The sequence below is a fragment of the Nostoc sp. 2RC genome (assembly GCF_014222165.1).
Taxonomy (GTDB): domain Bacteria; phylum Cyanobacteriota; class Cyanobacteriia; order Cyanobacteriales; family Nostocaceae; genus Nostoc; species Nostoc linckia.
On record NZ_JACKZU010000061.1, the window covers coordinates 12,118 to 27,404 of the forward strand.

Annotated in this window: 13 protein-coding genes; 10 read left to right on the plus strand and 3 right to left on the minus strand. The window is 41.4% G+C overall.

The features are described from left to right. Positions 1–112: 112 nt before the first annotated feature. Positions 113–1,408, plus strand: coding sequence for a dicarboxylate/amino acid:cation symporter (locus GNE10_RS09860; protein WP_185565026.1), 1,296 nt, complete (start codon positions 113–115; stop codon positions 1,406–1,408). Between the two features lie 39 nt (positions 1,409–1,447). Here GNE10_RS09860 and GNE10_RS09865 read toward each other — a convergent pair whose 3' ends face one another. The 3 genes from GNE10_RS09865 to GNE10_RS09875 form a co-directional block, all read right to left on the minus strand. Then, positions 1,448–1,627: a hypothetical protein gene (locus GNE10_RS09865; protein ID WP_180267693.1), complete on the minus strand. Its 180-nt coding sequence runs from the start codon at positions 1,625–1,627 to the stop codon at positions 1,448–1,450. Between the two features lie 775 nt (positions 1,628–2,402). Continuing rightward, positions 2,403–3,173 (minus strand): 3-methyl-2-oxobutanoate hydroxymethyltransferase, encoded by a 771-nt coding sequence (gene panB, locus GNE10_RS09870; RefSeq protein ID WP_099066991.1) that lies wholly within the window; start codon positions 3,171–3,173, stop codon positions 2,403–2,405. 121 nt (positions 3,174–3,294) lie between these two features. Further along, positions 3,295–4,401: a two-component regulator propeller domain-containing protein gene (locus GNE10_RS09875; RefSeq protein WP_185565032.1), complete on the minus strand. Its 1,107-nt coding sequence runs from the start codon at positions 4,399–4,401 to the stop codon at positions 3,295–3,297. Positions 4,402–5,260: 859 nt separating this feature from the next. Between GNE10_RS09875 and GNE10_RS09880 the strand changes: the two genes are divergently transcribed. From GNE10_RS09880 to GNE10_RS09920, 9 genes are all read left to right on the plus strand, one after another. Continuing rightward, positions 5,261–6,691, plus strand: coding sequence for a form I ribulose bisphosphate carboxylase large subunit (locus GNE10_RS09880; RefSeq protein WP_099066989.1), 1,431 nt, complete (start codon positions 5,261–5,263; stop codon positions 6,689–6,691). 101 nt (positions 6,692–6,792) lie between these two features. Next, positions 6,793–7,191 (plus strand): RuBisCO chaperone RbcX, encoded by a 399-nt coding sequence (rcbX, locus tag GNE10_RS09885; RefSeq protein ID WP_185565027.1) that lies wholly within the window; start codon positions 6,793–6,795, stop codon positions 7,189–7,191. A gap of 72 nt (positions 7,192–7,263) precedes the next feature. Beyond that, the gene (locus GNE10_RS09890; RefSeq protein WP_073640462.1) at positions 7,264–7,593 is read left to right on the plus strand and encodes a ribulose bisphosphate carboxylase small subunit; all 330 of its coding nucleotides are present in this window, start codon (positions 7,264–7,266) and stop codon (positions 7,591–7,593) included. A gap of 121 nt (positions 7,594–7,714) precedes the next feature. Continuing rightward, positions 7,715–8,332, plus strand: a complete 618-nt coding sequence (locus GNE10_RS09895; RefSeq protein WP_185565028.1) for a GDSL-type esterase/lipase family protein — start codon at positions 7,715–7,717, stop codon at positions 8,330–8,332. 220 nt (positions 8,333–8,552) lie between these two features. Beyond that, positions 8,553–9,242, plus strand: coding sequence for a Uma2 family endonuclease (locus GNE10_RS09900; protein WP_185565029.1), 690 nt, complete (start codon positions 8,553–8,555; stop codon positions 9,240–9,242). A 241-nt stretch (positions 9,243–9,483) separates the two neighbouring features. Then, positions 9,484–10,731, plus strand: a complete 1,248-nt coding sequence (locus GNE10_RS09905; RefSeq protein WP_099066986.1) for a ribulose bisphosphate carboxylase small subunit — start codon at positions 9,484–9,486, stop codon at positions 10,729–10,731. Between the two features lie 329 nt (positions 10,732–11,060). Next, positions 11,061–11,816 (plus strand): DUF2993 domain-containing protein, encoded by a 756-nt coding sequence (locus GNE10_RS09910; protein WP_185565030.1) that lies wholly within the window; start codon positions 11,061–11,063, stop codon positions 11,814–11,816. A gap of 105 nt (positions 11,817–11,921) precedes the next feature. Then, a complete protein-coding gene (crtO, locus tag GNE10_RS09915) occupies positions 11,922–13,616 on the plus strand; it encodes a beta-carotene ketolase CrtO (RefSeq protein WP_185565033.1) in 1,695 nt (564 codons plus the stop codon). A gap of 547 nt (positions 13,617–14,163) precedes the next feature. Then, entirely contained in the window at positions 14,164–14,907 is a 744-nt protein-coding gene (locus GNE10_RS09920) for a tetratricopeptide repeat protein (protein ID WP_185565031.1), read from the plus strand. Positions 14,908–15,287: the final 380 nt, after the last annotated feature.

Genomic DNA, 15,287 nt, shown 5'->3' on the forward strand with positions numbered 1-15,287 from the left:
CGGGATCTTACATTAGCAGTTTTTACCCAAAAATAAAGCTTTTGTTTTTCCGGATTTGCCACTGTCACCAGTGTTGTTTTAATAGTTACAACAGTTAATCCGCATCTAACCAATGAGTCATCCAGAAAGTAGCACTCCGCCTGAAACCAGAGCTAGGCCTTGGTGGCAGCGTATTCCTCTAACGTTACAAATTGTCATCGCCCTAGTAATCGCCATTAGCGTCGGAATTGTCCTTGGTGCCGGAAATCCCAGCCCCAGCAATGCCACCCTAATTAACAATTTAGCAATTCCGGCTGAGTTGGTGCTAAAGGCTCTCCGCGCCCTAGCTACGCCTTTGATTTTGGTAGCAGTGCTACATACTTTAATGACTACAAATATCCCTGGAACCACGGGAAGACGGCTATTTGTACTACTTTTAACCAACACTACAGTAGCTATTTTGGTGGGACTCTTCGTCGCAAACGTTCTGCGTCCCGGAACCTGGGGCAATGTAGTCACTTCAACAAATACGCAAATTACAAGTCAAAGCCTCGATCCTTGGGGACTGCTCAAAGATGCTGTACCGGAAGCAGTTCTTAAGCCGTTAGTTGATAATAACGTCATTCAATTGATTGTCATTGCCCTGAGTTTTGGCATTGTGCTGCGGGGATTAAAATCCGAACAAATTGCCCAAGGAAAAAACGGATACCAACCCATTGAAGATGTCATCGGTATTTTGTTTGAAGCAGTAGTCCGCATCCTCAATTGGGTAATTGCCTTAGTACCGTTTGCAGTGTTTGGCATTGTAGCTAAAACTGTTGCTAAAGAAGGTTTTGCCCCCTTTCAATCTTTAGGGGCATTCATCGTCGCGGTGCTAGCAGCACTGTTTTTACAAGCATGTTACTACCTCACCAGAGTCAAATTTAATTCTTGGGTACACCCACTAAAATTTCTCGCTGGCGGTTCTGATGCCTTTTTGACGGCTTTCTCGACTTCTTCCTCTGCCGCCGCCATGCCTGTAACCTTCGAGGTTTTGCAAACAAAAGTTGGTTTAAGAGAATCCTCTGCTGCCTTGGGAGCATTGGTAGGAGCAAATTTCAACAATGATGGCACTGCTCTTTATGAAGCCATGTCTGCATTGTATATTTCTCAATTAATTGGGCAACATCTAAGCTTGGGACAGCAAGTAATTGTCATCCTCACTTCGATTTTTGCATCGGTGGGTGCAGCGAATATTCCCAATGCTGGACTAGTAACAATGACATTGGTGTTTACTTCTGTAGGTTTACCTACCCAATACATAGCTTTACTAGTGACTGTAGACTGGTTTTTGGATCGCTGCCGCACTGCCATTAATGTTATGGGAGACATGACTGTTAGTACTTTACTAGACGGCAAAAAGCCTCGTATTGTAGACGACGAGGCTTGAGCAAGTCAAAAAAAGGAATTGCAGCAGCTTTTGAGCTAGTTAATGCTGTTGAGGCCCTTTGGCGTCACATTCTTTAGTCCAGCAGCGTTCTAGCATTTGAAGACGCCACATCAATGCAAAGCGATGGGGATTCCATACTAACTTAGTATCGGGACTAAATAAGGGCTGGTTCAGATATTGCCAAAGAGGAAATTTAATTTTGATGTCTTTTGGTGTCATAAGAACAATAAATATTAAAAAGTTTAGTGGGAATAGTTGTCTTTTTGCTTAGTAACTGCCTGACACTGTTTTTCTAGTTAAAGACTACACTGGGTTTCTACAATTGTCTTGGTGGCAATTGCGGAATTTCCACAGTTCAATCATGTTCTCTACGCTTTAATACTTAAATTCAATCTAACTTTCGATCTCGATCTAGAAAAGCTCTGCGTGAATATATTTTTTGTAACTTTTCTTAATATTTAACACGCTCGTAACTCACATTTGAGGTAAATTTTATAGCTTTATTTATAAACTTATAAAGCGGTGGAGAAAAAATAATGACACAATTTTTTCGATGGTAGATATAGGAACATTCTGCAAAAACCATCGCACATAGGTCAAAACTCAAGTAATGCAAGCAACTCAAGTTTCTTGCTAATCACAAAAGTCATGGAATAAATGACTAATATCAAGTCTGGTTAATTAGTTATAATTGCCAAAATTATTACACGACATCTCGAAGCACTCCCAGGAAACAGGGATAAGAGACAAAATCTAGCTTTGGCTGTTAACAGTCAACAACCACCACAAGTAGTTATGCTTTTTTCGCATCCATTGGCTTCATTAATGACTAAGCAAATGTGAGAAATTGTCAAACAATGTTTGCAAAATTGTTAAGAAACATTTGATTAATGAATAGGTTACAAATTGAGAGGCTTTAAGTTTTAGCAAAAAAGAATTTCACGCCTGAAAATCGAGTTTAATTGAGGCATTTTTTTATGTAGCGAAGTATTGCTCAAGGAAACTTCCGTTCTCGCACTTCTAAAGCATAATCTTGCACAGCTTTCGTAATTGTCTCCCGTAAATTTGTGTAAACTTTGGCAAATGGCGGACTTTTTTCTGCAAGACCGAGAATATCTGAGGTAACTAAAACTTGACCGTCACAGTGAGGCCCTGCACCAATACCAATTGTGGGAATGGTAAGTTTTTGTGTAATTTGCATTGCCAAATCTGCGGGGATATGCTCTAACAACATACCAAAAGCACCGGCTTGTTCGAGAGCGATCGCTTCACTTAAAATTCTCTCACTCGCTTCTTGGGTTTTACCCTGTTGTCGCAAACCGAGTTGATGTACTGATTGCGGGGTCAAACCCACATGACCCATAACTGGAATTCCCGCTTTTACCAAACGAGCCACAGTTTCCACCATTTCTGGATAACCACCCTCTAACTTTACACCTTGCGCCCCGGTTTCTTTCAAAACCCTACCAGCTGAATGTATTGCTTGTTGGATGCTTTCCTGGTAGCTCAAAAACGGTAAATCAACCAGTAAAAAAGCGCGTTTAACTCCTCGACGTACAGCTTTGGCGTGGTAGATTGTTTCATCTAAAGTTATTGGCAGAGTTGTTTGGTAGCCTAAAACTACTGCCATCGAGTCACCCACGAGGATTAAGTCTACACCAGCTGCATCCAAGAGTTGGGCGATCGCATAATCCCAAGCGGTTAACGCCACAATTGAACGTCCCTGTTGTTTCCATTGAATTAATTGCTGGGTAGTGATTGCCATTGCCAATTTTAGATTTTAGATTTTGGATTTTAGATTGGGGATTTAGGTATTGGTTATTAAGTATTGGATGTTAGGAATCAATTTTCCTAGTCCCCAGTCCCTAGTCCCCAGTCCCTAATCTCTACTTCACGGCGCGACTAAAAGCAAGATGGGGTTTTGCACTGCTCATTTTCGGCATTAACCAAGCTAGACCTTCACTAGTACCGATCCACAATTTGTTGCCGATGTCAGGTGCAAGGGCAAGAATGCGACTAGAAGGAAGTCCAGCAACTTCAGCGTCTAACACAGCTCCGGTATTTGGATTTAATCGTAACAAACCATCGTGAGTACCGACCCAGACACTACCATCTTTGGCAAAACGCACTGCTGTAACATTACGCCCCCGCAGCCGCGTTACAGACCGCAACACTGCCCCAGTTTTGGGATTAATCACTAGCAAATTATTTGGCATTCCCGCCCAAATCAACCCTTCTGGACTAATAGCTAAGGCTTGGACAGTGGTTCCGGGTAAATCTGCAATTCGCTTCATAATTGCAGCACTGGCAGTATTAACCCGCACCACTCCATCAAGAGTACCAACCCACAGCTGACCCTCAGCATCTAAAGTCAAAGTGTTGGCGCTAACACCAGGCAGATTTTTTAATGTAGTCATAATCAAACCTTGGTCGGGACTAATTAAAGCTAAACCACTATCAGTTCCAGCCCACAAATAGCCGCGCTTGTCAACTAAAAGGGACAACACCCGTTTAGAAGGCAAAAATAAATTCTGTGCAGTAATTTCGCTTGTGCGGGGATCTACTCGCATCAATCCACCATAACTTCCCACCCACAAGCGTCCTACTTTGTCTTGGGCTAAAGCGCCAATGGCAACATTCGGTAAACTTACACGAGAAACAATCTTGCCAGTTTTCGGGTCAATCCGCGATAGTCCCCGCCAAGAACCCACCCAAAGATTACCTGTAACATCCGCCACTAAGTTGGCGACACGATAATCCGTTTCTGGCGAATTTTCTTGCACTCCCCGTTCATCGGGTAAAGGATCTACTCGCGGAGGCGGTGGTGAAGACGGGTAAGCAGGAGCTAAATCAGATGAATTAACATCAGGGGTTTTTTGTGCCCATCCCATACTCGGCAGAGTTATTAACCCCAGCAAGATAGAAGAAATCAATAAACTACTACGCTTGCAAAACAATACCACGATCGCATTTCCTTTAAAGACACTACCCATAGCCGTTATCAAAACTGGCTTTTGGTTAACTTCAGTGTTCCCCTCCCTCGGAATTTTTAAACATTGGGCATAGGGCATTGGGCATTGAGCATTGGGTATGGGGACAAGGAGAATAATTCTTAACTCCTAACTCCTAACTCCTAACCCCTAACCCCTAACTCTCTACTTACCACTCCCAATGCCCCATGCCCTATGCCCCATTCCCCAAACACCATTAATGACATTTTGTAAATCTTTCTTAACAAAATGTTTAAATCTTTATGTAATAACAAATTTAAATAAATAAGTTAAAAACTTTCAAAGAATAACTTATCGAATTCTTGATATATTGTGAAACAAGCTACAAATTTCGTGGTGTGCAATTCTTTTATCTTTTGCTCACCACTCTGCTAAATCTCTGTCAAGTAAATTCTTTTCTGGTATCTTTCCCAACTAAGGAGAAGATAAAAGGACTATGGAGGGGAAAATGTGTGCCAGCCAGGCCAATCTCCTGAATATGCCAGGTTATGAGAGAATTATCTAAATGCTGCCCGCAAAGTGCGGAAGTTTTGGTGAAATTGAGAAGGTTTAGTCGGGTGCGAGAAGAGAAACAGATAAAAAAGAATTTTGATGTGTAGGCAGAGGAAGGAGTAGAAGCGCTAGGTCGTCTGCCCAAGCATGGAAGAACACTGGTAATGAGGGTTACCTTCACTACCAAAGTATAGGCCGCAAAAAAAGTGCTAAACTCTGCCGAAAACAACCCATAACAAAAATTTTTCCCGATCTTCTCCCCGCTCAAGGGGGAAAGAGCGGGGTGTGGGAAAGTTGCACAATACGTGATTTGATAAGTAAAAAGAGTGACTTCTGGGAAGGATAAAATATGTCTTACGCTCAAACGAAGACTCAGAGCAAATCTGGGTATCAAGCCGGGGTTAAGGATTACAGATTAACTTATTACACCCCCGATTACACACCTAAAGATACAGACCTTCTAGCAGCATTCCGCGTTACGCCTCAGCCTGGAGTTCCTCCTGAAGAAGCAGGTGCGGCTGTAGCGGCTGAGTCTTCCACTGGTACTTGGACAACTGTGTGGACAGACTTGCTCACCGACCTCGATCGCTACAAAGGTCGTTGCTATGACATCGAACCAGTTCCCGGTGAAGACAACCAATTTATTTGCTATGTTGCCTATCCTCTGGATCTGTTTGAAGAAGGTTCTGTAACCAATGTGTTGACCTCCATCGTAGGTAACGTATTTGGTTTTAAAGCCCTGCGGGCACTGCGTTTGGAAGACATCCGCTTTCCAGTAGCTTACATCAAGACCTTCCAAGGCCCTCCCCACGGTATCCAAGTTGAGCGTGACAAATTAAACAAATACGGTCGTCCGTTGTTGGGTTGTACCATCAAACCAAAATTAGGTTTGTCAGCGAAGAACTACGGACGCGCTGTATATGAGTGCTTGCGCGGTGGTTTGGACTTCACCAAAGACGACGAAAACATCAACTCTGCACCATTCCAAAGATGGCGCGATCGCTTCTTGTTCGTATCTGAAGCTATTGCTAAAGCCCAAGCAGAAACCGGCGAAATCAAAGGTCACTACCTCAACGTTACCGCTCCCACCTGCGAAGAAATGCTGAAGCGGGCTGAGTACGCTAAAGAACTCAAACAGCCCATCATCATGCACGACTACCTGACAGCAGGTTTCACCGCTAACACCACATTGGCTCGTTGGTGCCGTGACAACGGTATTCTGTTGCACATCCACCGCGCTATGCACGCTGTTATCGACCGTCAGAAGAACCACGGTATTCACTTCCGTGTATTAGCTAAAGCCCTACGCTTGTCTGGTGGTGACCACATCCACACCGGTACCGTAGTTGGTAAGTTGGAAGGTGAGCGCGGTATCACAATGGGCTTCGTTGACCTATTGCGTGAAAACTATGTTGAGCAAGACAAGTCTCGTGGTATTTACTTTACCCAAGACTGGGCTTCTCTTCCTGGTGTAATGGCAGTTGCTTCTGGTGGTATTCACATTTGGCACATGCCTGCACTCGTAGAAATCTTTGGTGATGACTCCGTACTGCAATTTGGTGGTGGTACTCTCGGTCACCCCTGGGGTAACGCTCCTGGTGCTACAGCTAACCGCGTGGCTTTAGAAGCTTGCATCCAAGCTCGTAACGAAGGTCGCAACTTGGCTCGTGAAGGCAACGACATTATCCGCGAAGCCGCTAAGTGGTCTCCTGAATTAGCCGTTGCTTGCGAACTCTGGAAAGAAATCAAGTTTGAGTTTGAAGCTATGGATACCGTCTGATCCAAAGTTACGAGTTAGAAGTTAGGAGTTAAGAGTTACATTAATTCATAACTCATAACTCATAACTCATAACTCATAACTCTTAAGGGCTGGGGTCAAGCATGAATCTCAAGCAAATTGCGAAAGACACAGCCAAGACTCTCCAAAGCTACCTGACATATCAGGCGCTAAGGACAGTATTGGCGCAGCTGGGCGAAACTAATCCTCCATTGGCACTGTGGCTGCATAACTTTTCTGCCGATAAAGTCCAAGACGGAGAAGCTTACATCAAGCAACTGTTTCGAGAAAAGCCGGATTTGGCATTGCGGATCATGACTGTCAGAGAACATATTGCCGAGGAAGTGACTGATTTCTTACCGGAAATGGTTCGCACTGGCATTCAGCAAGCCAATATGGAACAACGTCGCCAGCATCTAGAACGCATCACACAAATAGATACATCAAACCCCAGTCTGTACCCAGAACAGCAAACAACCTCAGACCCAAATAACGAACAGTGAATAGTCAGCAGCGATAACTGGTGACTGATAACTGACAACTGAAGTCAACCGCAATCTTTTAATACTAAAGCTATGCAAACTCTACCAAAAGAGCGTCGTTACGAAACCCTTTCTTATCTGCCTCCTCTGTCTGATGCTCAAATTGCCAAGCAGATCCAGTACATCTTGAATCAAGGTTACATTCCAGCGGTTGAATTCAACGAAACCTCTGAGCCAACAGAATTATACTGGACACTGTGGAAGCTGCCTTTGTTCGGCGCTAAATCTACTCAAGAAGTGTTGAACGAAGTTCAATCTTGCCGTTCTCAATATTCCAACAATTACATCCGCGTTGTAGGTTTTGACAACATCAAGCAATGCCAAATTCTCAGCTTTATCGTTCACAAACCCAGCAGATACTAAAAATTAAAAGGTAAAAGCTAAAACCTAATACCTTTGAAGTTGATTTATTAAGAGAGGCAATTAATTTTACCTCTCTTATTTTATTGCGTGTAAAACTTGACATCCTAAAAGTATTGATTCAATGAATTTACAGCTACGTGAAGTTAGAATTTGTTTTATTGGTGACTCCTTTGTAAACGGTACTGGTGACCCTGAATGTCTGGGTTGGACGGGGAGAGTATGTGCTAATGCTAATAAAAAAGGTTATGACATCACTTACTATAATTTAGGAATTAGGCGCGATACGAGTAGCGATATAGCAAAGCGTTGGTTACAAGAAGTATCGCTGCGTTTGCCAAAGGAATATGATGCCAGAGTTGTGTTTTCTTTTGGATTAAATGACACAACACCAGAAAATGGTAAAACTCGTGTAGACTTAGCAGATTCGCTCAAAAATGCCCAAGAAATTTTAAATAAAGCGCAACAGTTATATCCTGTTTTAATGATTGGCCCAGCACCATATGTAGAACGAGAAGACCTTGAAAGAAGGCAAAGAAACAGAGATTTAACCCAAAATTTAGCTTTAATTTGTCAAGAGTTAAATGTGCCTTATTTAGATGTATTTCCAATTCTGGAAAAATCGAATATTTGGATAAATGAAGCAAGAGCTAATGACGGCGCTCATCCTAGAGTAGGAGGTTATACAGAATTTGCCAAAATCGTGGAAAATTGGGACGCTTGGTTAAATTGGTTTCCTTGAAGTTAATTAACAATTTAAAGTTTTTCAACGCAAAGGTACGCGGAGGTTGGCGCAAAGAGGCGCGGAGGTTTTATCCATTAGAGGTATTTGTATACATAATTGGTATGAGATAAAATGTAGTTTATTTACCTGAAAATCGCTGTAAATAAGTTTAGATAACTGCTATAAACAAAGAATTTATTATACTAAATTTAGCAACACTCCCTTGAGGAATCTGCTCATGACAGCATCGATAGAACAAAACTTGAATAAAAGTATCCGCATTCCGCCGTTAGAAAGTGGGGATAGGCTGACTCGCCAGGAATTTGAACGCCGATATACTGCTATGCCTCATGTTAAAAAAGCAGAATTAATAGAAGGAATTGTATACGTGGCATCACCTTTGCGTTTTAATAGTCATGGAAAACCGCATGGAGACTTAATCATCTGGTTAGGCACTTATAAAGTTGCCACTCCTGGGGTTGAGTTGGGCGATAATGTCACAGTGCGCCTAGATTTAGATAATGAACCCCAGCCTGATGTTGTATTGTTGATTGATGAAAAGTTAGGCGGACAAGCACGTATTAGTGAAGATGATTATATTGAAGGCGCGCCAGAATTAATCGCTGAAGTAGCAGCTAGCAGCGCTGCTAATGATTTACATGATAAGAAAAAAGTTTACCGTCGGAACGGTGTTAAAGAATATATTGTTTGGCGAATTTTAGAAAATCAATTAGATTGGTTCTGCTTAGAGGATGGTGAATATAGAGCGCTAGAAGCTGATATAAATAATATAATTAAAAGTCGGGTTTTTCCTGGCTTGTGGTTGGATGTAGAGGCATTATGTAAAGGGGAAATGGCAAAGGTTTTAGGAGTGTTGCAACAAGGTTTGAGTAGTGAAGAACATACAGAGTTTGTGCAAAGTTTATGATAGAAGCTTTGGCTAATGGAATTCTTGGCTATAGAGACAAAATCGACCTCTGTAGGTTTGTAATTATATTTAGAATCAGTCTTACGGAATATAATTCCCAGTGACAGAGAGTAAACCTATCTCTGTGTTTCAAATTGTGTGAAAAAATCGATCGCCATCAATAATCCACGAAAAGCGATCGCTATACCCAAAAAAACTTAACATTAACTTTAGAAGTGCTAGATATTTATAACATAGGTTCATGAGTTACTACATTGCTCCCCGATTTTTGGACAAACTTGCTGTCCACATCACGAAAAATTTCTTAAACCTTCCTGGGGTTAGAGTACCTTTAATTTTAGGCATTCATGGACGTAAGGGTGAAGGTAAGTCTTTTCAATGCGAGTTAGTCTTCGAGAAAATGGGTATCGAAGTAACTCTCATTTCTGGTGGCGAGTTGGAAAGTCCAGACGCAGGAGATCCAGCGCGGTTGATTCGGCTGCGCTACCGGGAAACAGCAGAACTGATTAAAGTACGCGGGAAAATGTGCGTGCTGATGATTAACGATTTGGATGCGGGTGCTGGACGCTTCGATGAAGGCACTCAATATACTGTAAATACACAGTTGGTGAATGCCACCCTGATGAATATTGCCGATAATCCCACAGATGTACAGTTACCGGGAAGCTATGACTCTACACCTTTACATCGCGTCCCGATTATTGTCACAGGTAATGATTTTTCCACCCTCTATGCACCGTTAATTCGGGATGGACGGATGGAGAAATTTTATTGGGAACCAGACCGAGATGATAAGGTGGGAATTGTCGGCGGGATTTTTGAAGCTGATGGACTTTCACGGCGGGAAGTCGAACAGCTAGTTGATACTTTTGCCAATCAGTCCATTGACTTTTTTAGCGCATTGCGATCGCGGATTTACGACGAACAAATTCGCAAATTCATCCATGAAATCGGTTTTGAACGGGTATCCTTACGCGTGGTTAATAGCGTTGAAGGGCCACCACAATTTAAAAAACCAGATTTCAGCTTGTCTCACCTAATAGAATCCGGCCACTTGATGGTTGGCGAACAAAAACGAGTGGAAAATTCCAAATTAGTTGATGAATACAATCGACTGAATCGAGGTAGAAGTTATCAACCAGCACCACCGCCTGCTGTGACACCAACTAGCGAACCATCAACTAATGGCTTTCAGAAACACAATGTCTCAAGTACCCATTTGAGCCTAGAAACACAAGCACAAATCCGCCAAATATTGTCTCAAGGTTACAAAATTAGTATCGAACACGTAGATGAGCGTCGTTTCCGTACAGGTTCTTGGCAAAGTTGTGTTAACAGCCACATTGATGCCGAATCGGATGCAATATCGAATTTGGAATCTTCTTTGGCAGAATATAGCGGTGAATATGTGCGCTTAGTTGCGATCGATCCCAAAGCCAAGCGGCGAATTTTGGAGACAATTATTCAGCGGCCGAATGGTAAAAATTAAGGGACTTGCAAATAAAGGCGTTGCTTAATAATGGGATGATTTAGGCTGACACGGGGACACGGGGACACGGAGACACGGTGACACGGGGATTATGTCTTGATGCAAATTCTCAAATCATCCCGCAATTATGGAACGCCCAAATAAAAAAACATTCAATTTTTATTGAAGGGTAGACATATTGTTCATTAGTATTAACTGAAACATTAAGTTGATATTAATGCATATTGTCTGCCCTTAGTTATACCGTCATATACCTGAATATAGATTCGCTCTTGAGTATCCAGCCTTTACAGTAAGCAATATGAGGATATTTAGGAGATTAGTAATTTATGCCTGATGAGCATAGATTTGAGGAGAAATTATTATCCCAGGAAGTTGAAAGAAGAATATCTAAAAATTTAGATGAAGTAGAACAAATAGAAATAGACATACAAACCGATCTGTTGAAAATAGTGCAAGGACAAGCTGACGGAGTTTCGGTTACAGGCGAAGGATTAGTTATCCAAAAAGACATTCGCGTACAAGAAATAAAACTGCAAACTGATGCTTTCACCATTAATCCTCTAAGTGCTATTTTCGGTGAAATCAAACTAGATCGTCCAGTAAATGCCATTGCTAAAATGACACTGACACAAGCAGATTTAAACCGCGCTTTATCGTCAGAGTTTATTGACAACCAGATGCGAAACTTAAACTTGGATGTAGATGGCGAAATTGTCAGTTTTGAACCACAAGAAATTCAGGTATATTTACCTGGTGCTGGCAAAATAGAATTCAGAGGAAAGATATTGTTAAAGGAAATGGGAAAAACTCGGCCTTTAGCTTTCACTGCCATTGCTCGTCCCCGCAAAGATTCACAACCTGCTATGTTGGAGAGCTTTAAGTGTACTGAGGGAGCAGGTGTTTCAATAGAATTAATTACAGCATTAATGCACAAAGCCAAAGATTTGATGAGCATACCATATTTTAAATGGGACGATATTATATTTCGGATTGAAGATTTAGAAGTAGAAACTGGAAATTTAATACTTCTGATAGAAGCCCAGGTAAACCAAATACCCTCATCAGATGTATTACCTCTTTAGTAGTATTGACACTAATTAAAGATAATTTTTGTTACTCATGGGTGATTTAAATTTGCCAAAAAATTTTTAAGCTTTATGAAGCTAATTAATTTCAAAGTAACCACTATGCAAGAGTATGATGTTGTACTGATTGGTGCTGGACATAATGGGTTAGTTTGTGCAGCTTATTTATTGAAGGCTGGTTATAGTGTCCTGTTACTAGAAAAGCGTTCCGTTCCAGGCGGTGCAGCAACAACTGAAGAATGTTTACCACAAGAAGCTCCTGGATTTAAATTTAACTTATGCGCTATTGACCACGAGTTTATTCACTTAGGGCCAGTAGTTGAAGAATTAGAACTAGAAAAATATGGTTTGCATTATTTAGAGTGCGATCCTGTTGTTTTCTGTCCTCATCCTGATGGCAAATATTTCTTAGGGCATAAGTCGGTGGAAAAGACTTGTGCAGAAATCGCTCGTTATAGCGATCGCGACGCCAAAAAATATGCGGAATTTGTTGATTATTGGCAAAGGGCCTTAGGTGCAATGATTCCCATGTTTAATGCACCACCGAAGTCAATTATTGACATCCTTGGTAACTATGACATCACAAAAATCAAAGATTTATTTTCTGTCATCGGTTCGCCAAACAAAACGCTGGACTTTATTCGCACCATGTTAACCAGCGGTGAAGATTTACTAAACGAGTGGTTTGACTCAGAATTTCTCAAAGCACCACTAGCAAGGCTAGCATCAGAACTTGGTGCGCCACCATCACAAAAAACCCTTGCCATTGGTGCAATTATGATGGCAATGCGTCATAATCCAGGGATGGCAAGACCCCGTGGTGGTACTGGCGCACTGGTACAAGCTTTGGTAAATTTAGTCAAAAGTAAGGGCGGCGTCATTCTCACAGACCAACACGTGGAAAAAGTTTTAATTGATGACGGTAAAGCTGTAGGCGTGCGAGTCGGTGGTGGTAAAGAATATCGTGCCAGACATGGCGTGATTTCTAATATTGATGCCAAGCGGTTATTCTTGCAAATGACTGATAAAAGCCAAGTTGATGGAGTCGATCCTGACTTGTGGGAAAGATTAGAACGCCGCATCGTTAACAACAACGAAACTATCCTCAAAATTGATTTGGCTTTGAACGAACCACTGCACTTTCCCCACCACGAACACAAAGATGAATATCTTGTTGGTTCCATCTTAATTGCAGATTCTGTGGCTCATGTAGAACAAGCTCATAGTAAATGTACCTTGGGAGAAATTCCTGATACCGACCCATCAATGTACCTAGTGGTACCCAGTTACTTAGATCCGACACTAGCACCCCCAGGTAAACATACTGCGTGGATTGAGTTTTTCGCCCCTTATCAAATTGCTGGTGCAGAAGGTACGGGTTTAAAAGGCACTGGTTGGACAGATGAATTGAAAAACAAAGTTGCAGACAGGGTGATTGATAAATTGGCGAACTATGCGCCGAATGTCAAAAATGCAACTATCGCCCGTCGTGTAGAAAGTCCAGCAGAACTCGGAGAAAGATTAGGTGCATACAAAGGAAATTATTACCATGTCGATATGACCTTAGATCAAATGGTATTTTTCCGTCCCTTGCCAGAAATAGCAAATTACAAAACCCCAATTGAGAATTTATTTCTCACTGGCGCAGGAACTCATCCAGGCGGTTCTATTTCTGGAATGCCGGGACGCAATTGTGCCCGTGTATTTTTGCAGGCAAAGCATCCCATCAGTCAAACTTTGAAGGACGCAAGAGATTCGATTAAGTCTACTGTCGGGTCAGTATTTGGGATGATTTAAGCTTTGCTTTTTAAAGCCGTTTTCATCTATTTCAGGACTTACGCAAGTGTCACAAAAAATTTTATTTTTTGCTTGTAGTAAGCGGCTTCAGCCCTTATTTTAAGGACTAAAGTCATAACTACAAACTTCAAATAATATGCCAGTTGCGTAAGTCCTATAGGAATCAAGTTTGATTCCTGAAATTATTGGTGTAGTAGGCAACAGGCAACAGGCAACAGGCAACAGTCTTCTATGCTTTTTTACTTGCAAGTCCTCGATCGCAGTCGAAGCATAGTTGAGGACATAAATTGACAATAAAACCCAGACACCAAGAGACTTTCTTTCCCTATTGCCTGTTGCCTGCCATAGCTCAGGAAGCTCTACATTCAACAATTGCTTTATGTGTATTGAATATGTTATTCTAGGTATCAAAAAACAAGTATAAATTTTCATCAAAAGTTTTTTGTCAAAAAATTACGAACCGAATGAGCAAAAATTACTAAACATTTGATAATATTCAAAAATAACAAAAGTTGAATAACAGAATTATAAGTTCTGTAGACAAAGCATGGTTTGTAGGTACGGATTTGTTGCATCTAGCCTAATAGTATTCTTTGGATTTGGTTGTAGTAATGGAGCAAATTCATGGACAGAAAATACTAGACAAGTAGTCCAGGAAACTAATGTAAGCCAGCTTTTTGTAGAAGCAAAGGCAAGCCAAAAAGCAGAAGTTTTATTTGCTCAAGGCAATGATTTATTAGATAAACAGCGTTACGAAGATGCAATCCAAGTATATGACAAAGCGATCGCCATGAAAGCTGAGATTCCTGAAGCTTGGATAAACCGAGGCATAGCTTTAACATCATTGCATCGCTATCAAGAAGCCATTGCATCTTACGATCGAGCTATTGCCATCAAGCCTGACAAAGATGAAGCCTGGTATAACCGTGGCATAGCCTTAACATCTCTACAACGTTACAAAGAGGCTCTTGCATCGTATGATAAAGCGATCGCCATCAAACCTAACAAATATGAAGCTTTAACTAACCGGGGTATTACCTTAATAAAATTGCATCGCTATCAACAAGCAATTGCATCTTATAATCAAGCGATCGCCATCAAAAAAGATTTGCACCAAGCATATTACAACAAAGCTTGTGCTTATGCTTTACAAGGCAATGTAGAATTAGCAATTGAAAACTTAGATCGAGCGATTCAATTTGTTCCTGGAAAATATAAAAAATTAGCTAAAACTGACCCAGACTTTCACAAAGTGCGTAGTCAAAAACAGTTCCAGAAATTACTGCAATAAACTTCTTGCAAAAGTAGAGAAAAACTTAAGGGGTAAAGGGTAAGAAAAAACCTTTACCCTTTAACGTTTTTGTTTCCCCCTGTTCTGTTGTAAAACTACAGGAAGCGACTGGGGGAAAAATCTTTTGATGTCTAATATCATGTTCGGATGAATACTTGACAAGCAGTATGAACTTCCCTTGTGGTCTGGTAAAAGGTTAAGGGGTAAGGGGTAAAGGATAGACTTCTAAGAGAAGTCGGGGAAAGGAGGTGCATGTTTGGTATTTTCCCTTTCCCCAATAAAGATGTATCCCTTTGACCACAAAAGTGCAAAAAGCACTCTTGTGCAAGAGGTCTGATGTATTTAAAACCTTTCCCCTTTCCCCTTTCCCCTTTCCCCTT

Bases quoted from the DNA above. Each gene is read 5' to 3' on its own strand.
- GNE10_RS09860 (WP_185565026.1), top strand. From the start codon at position 113: ATGAGTCATCCAGAAAGTAGCACTCCGCCTGAAACCAGAGCTAGGCCT.
- GNE10_RS09865 (WP_180267693.1), bottom strand. From the start codon at position 1,627: ATGACACCAAAAGACATCAAAATTAAATTTCCTCTTTGGCAATATCTG.
- panB (WP_099066991.1), bottom strand. From the start codon at position 3,173: ATGGCAATCACTACCCAGCAATTAATTCAATGGAAACAACAGGGACGT.
- GNE10_RS09875 (WP_185565032.1), bottom strand. From the start codon at position 4,401: ATGGGTAGTGTCTTTAAAGGAAATGCGATCGTGGTATTGTTTTGCAAG.
- GNE10_RS09880 (WP_099066989.1), top strand. From the start codon at position 5,261: ATGTCTTACGCTCAAACGAAGACTCAGAGCAAATCTGGGTATCAAGCC.
- rcbX (WP_185565027.1), top strand. From the start codon at position 6,793: ATGAATCTCAAGCAAATTGCGAAAGACACAGCCAAGACTCTCCAAAGC.
- GNE10_RS09890 (WP_073640462.1), top strand. From the start codon at position 7,264: ATGCAAACTCTACCAAAAGAGCGTCGTTACGAAACCCTTTCTTATCTG.
- GNE10_RS09895 (WP_185565028.1), top strand. From the start codon at position 7,715: ATGAATTTACAGCTACGTGAAGTTAGAATTTGTTTTATTGGTGACTCC.
- GNE10_RS09900 (WP_185565029.1), top strand. From the start codon at position 8,553: ATGACAGCATCGATAGAACAAAACTTGAATAAAAGTATCCGCATTCCG.
- GNE10_RS09905 (WP_099066986.1), top strand. From the start codon at position 9,484: ATGAGTTACTACATTGCTCCCCGATTTTTGGACAAACTTGCTGTCCAC.
- GNE10_RS09910 (WP_185565030.1), top strand. From the start codon at position 11,061: ATGCCTGATGAGCATAGATTTGAGGAGAAATTATTATCCCAGGAAGTT.
- crtO (WP_185565033.1), top strand. From the start codon at position 11,922: ATGCAAGAGTATGATGTTGTACTGATTGGTGCTGGACATAATGGGTTA.
- GNE10_RS09920 (WP_185565031.1), top strand. From the start codon at position 14,164: ATGGTTTGTAGGTACGGATTTGTTGCATCTAGCCTAATAGTATTCTTT.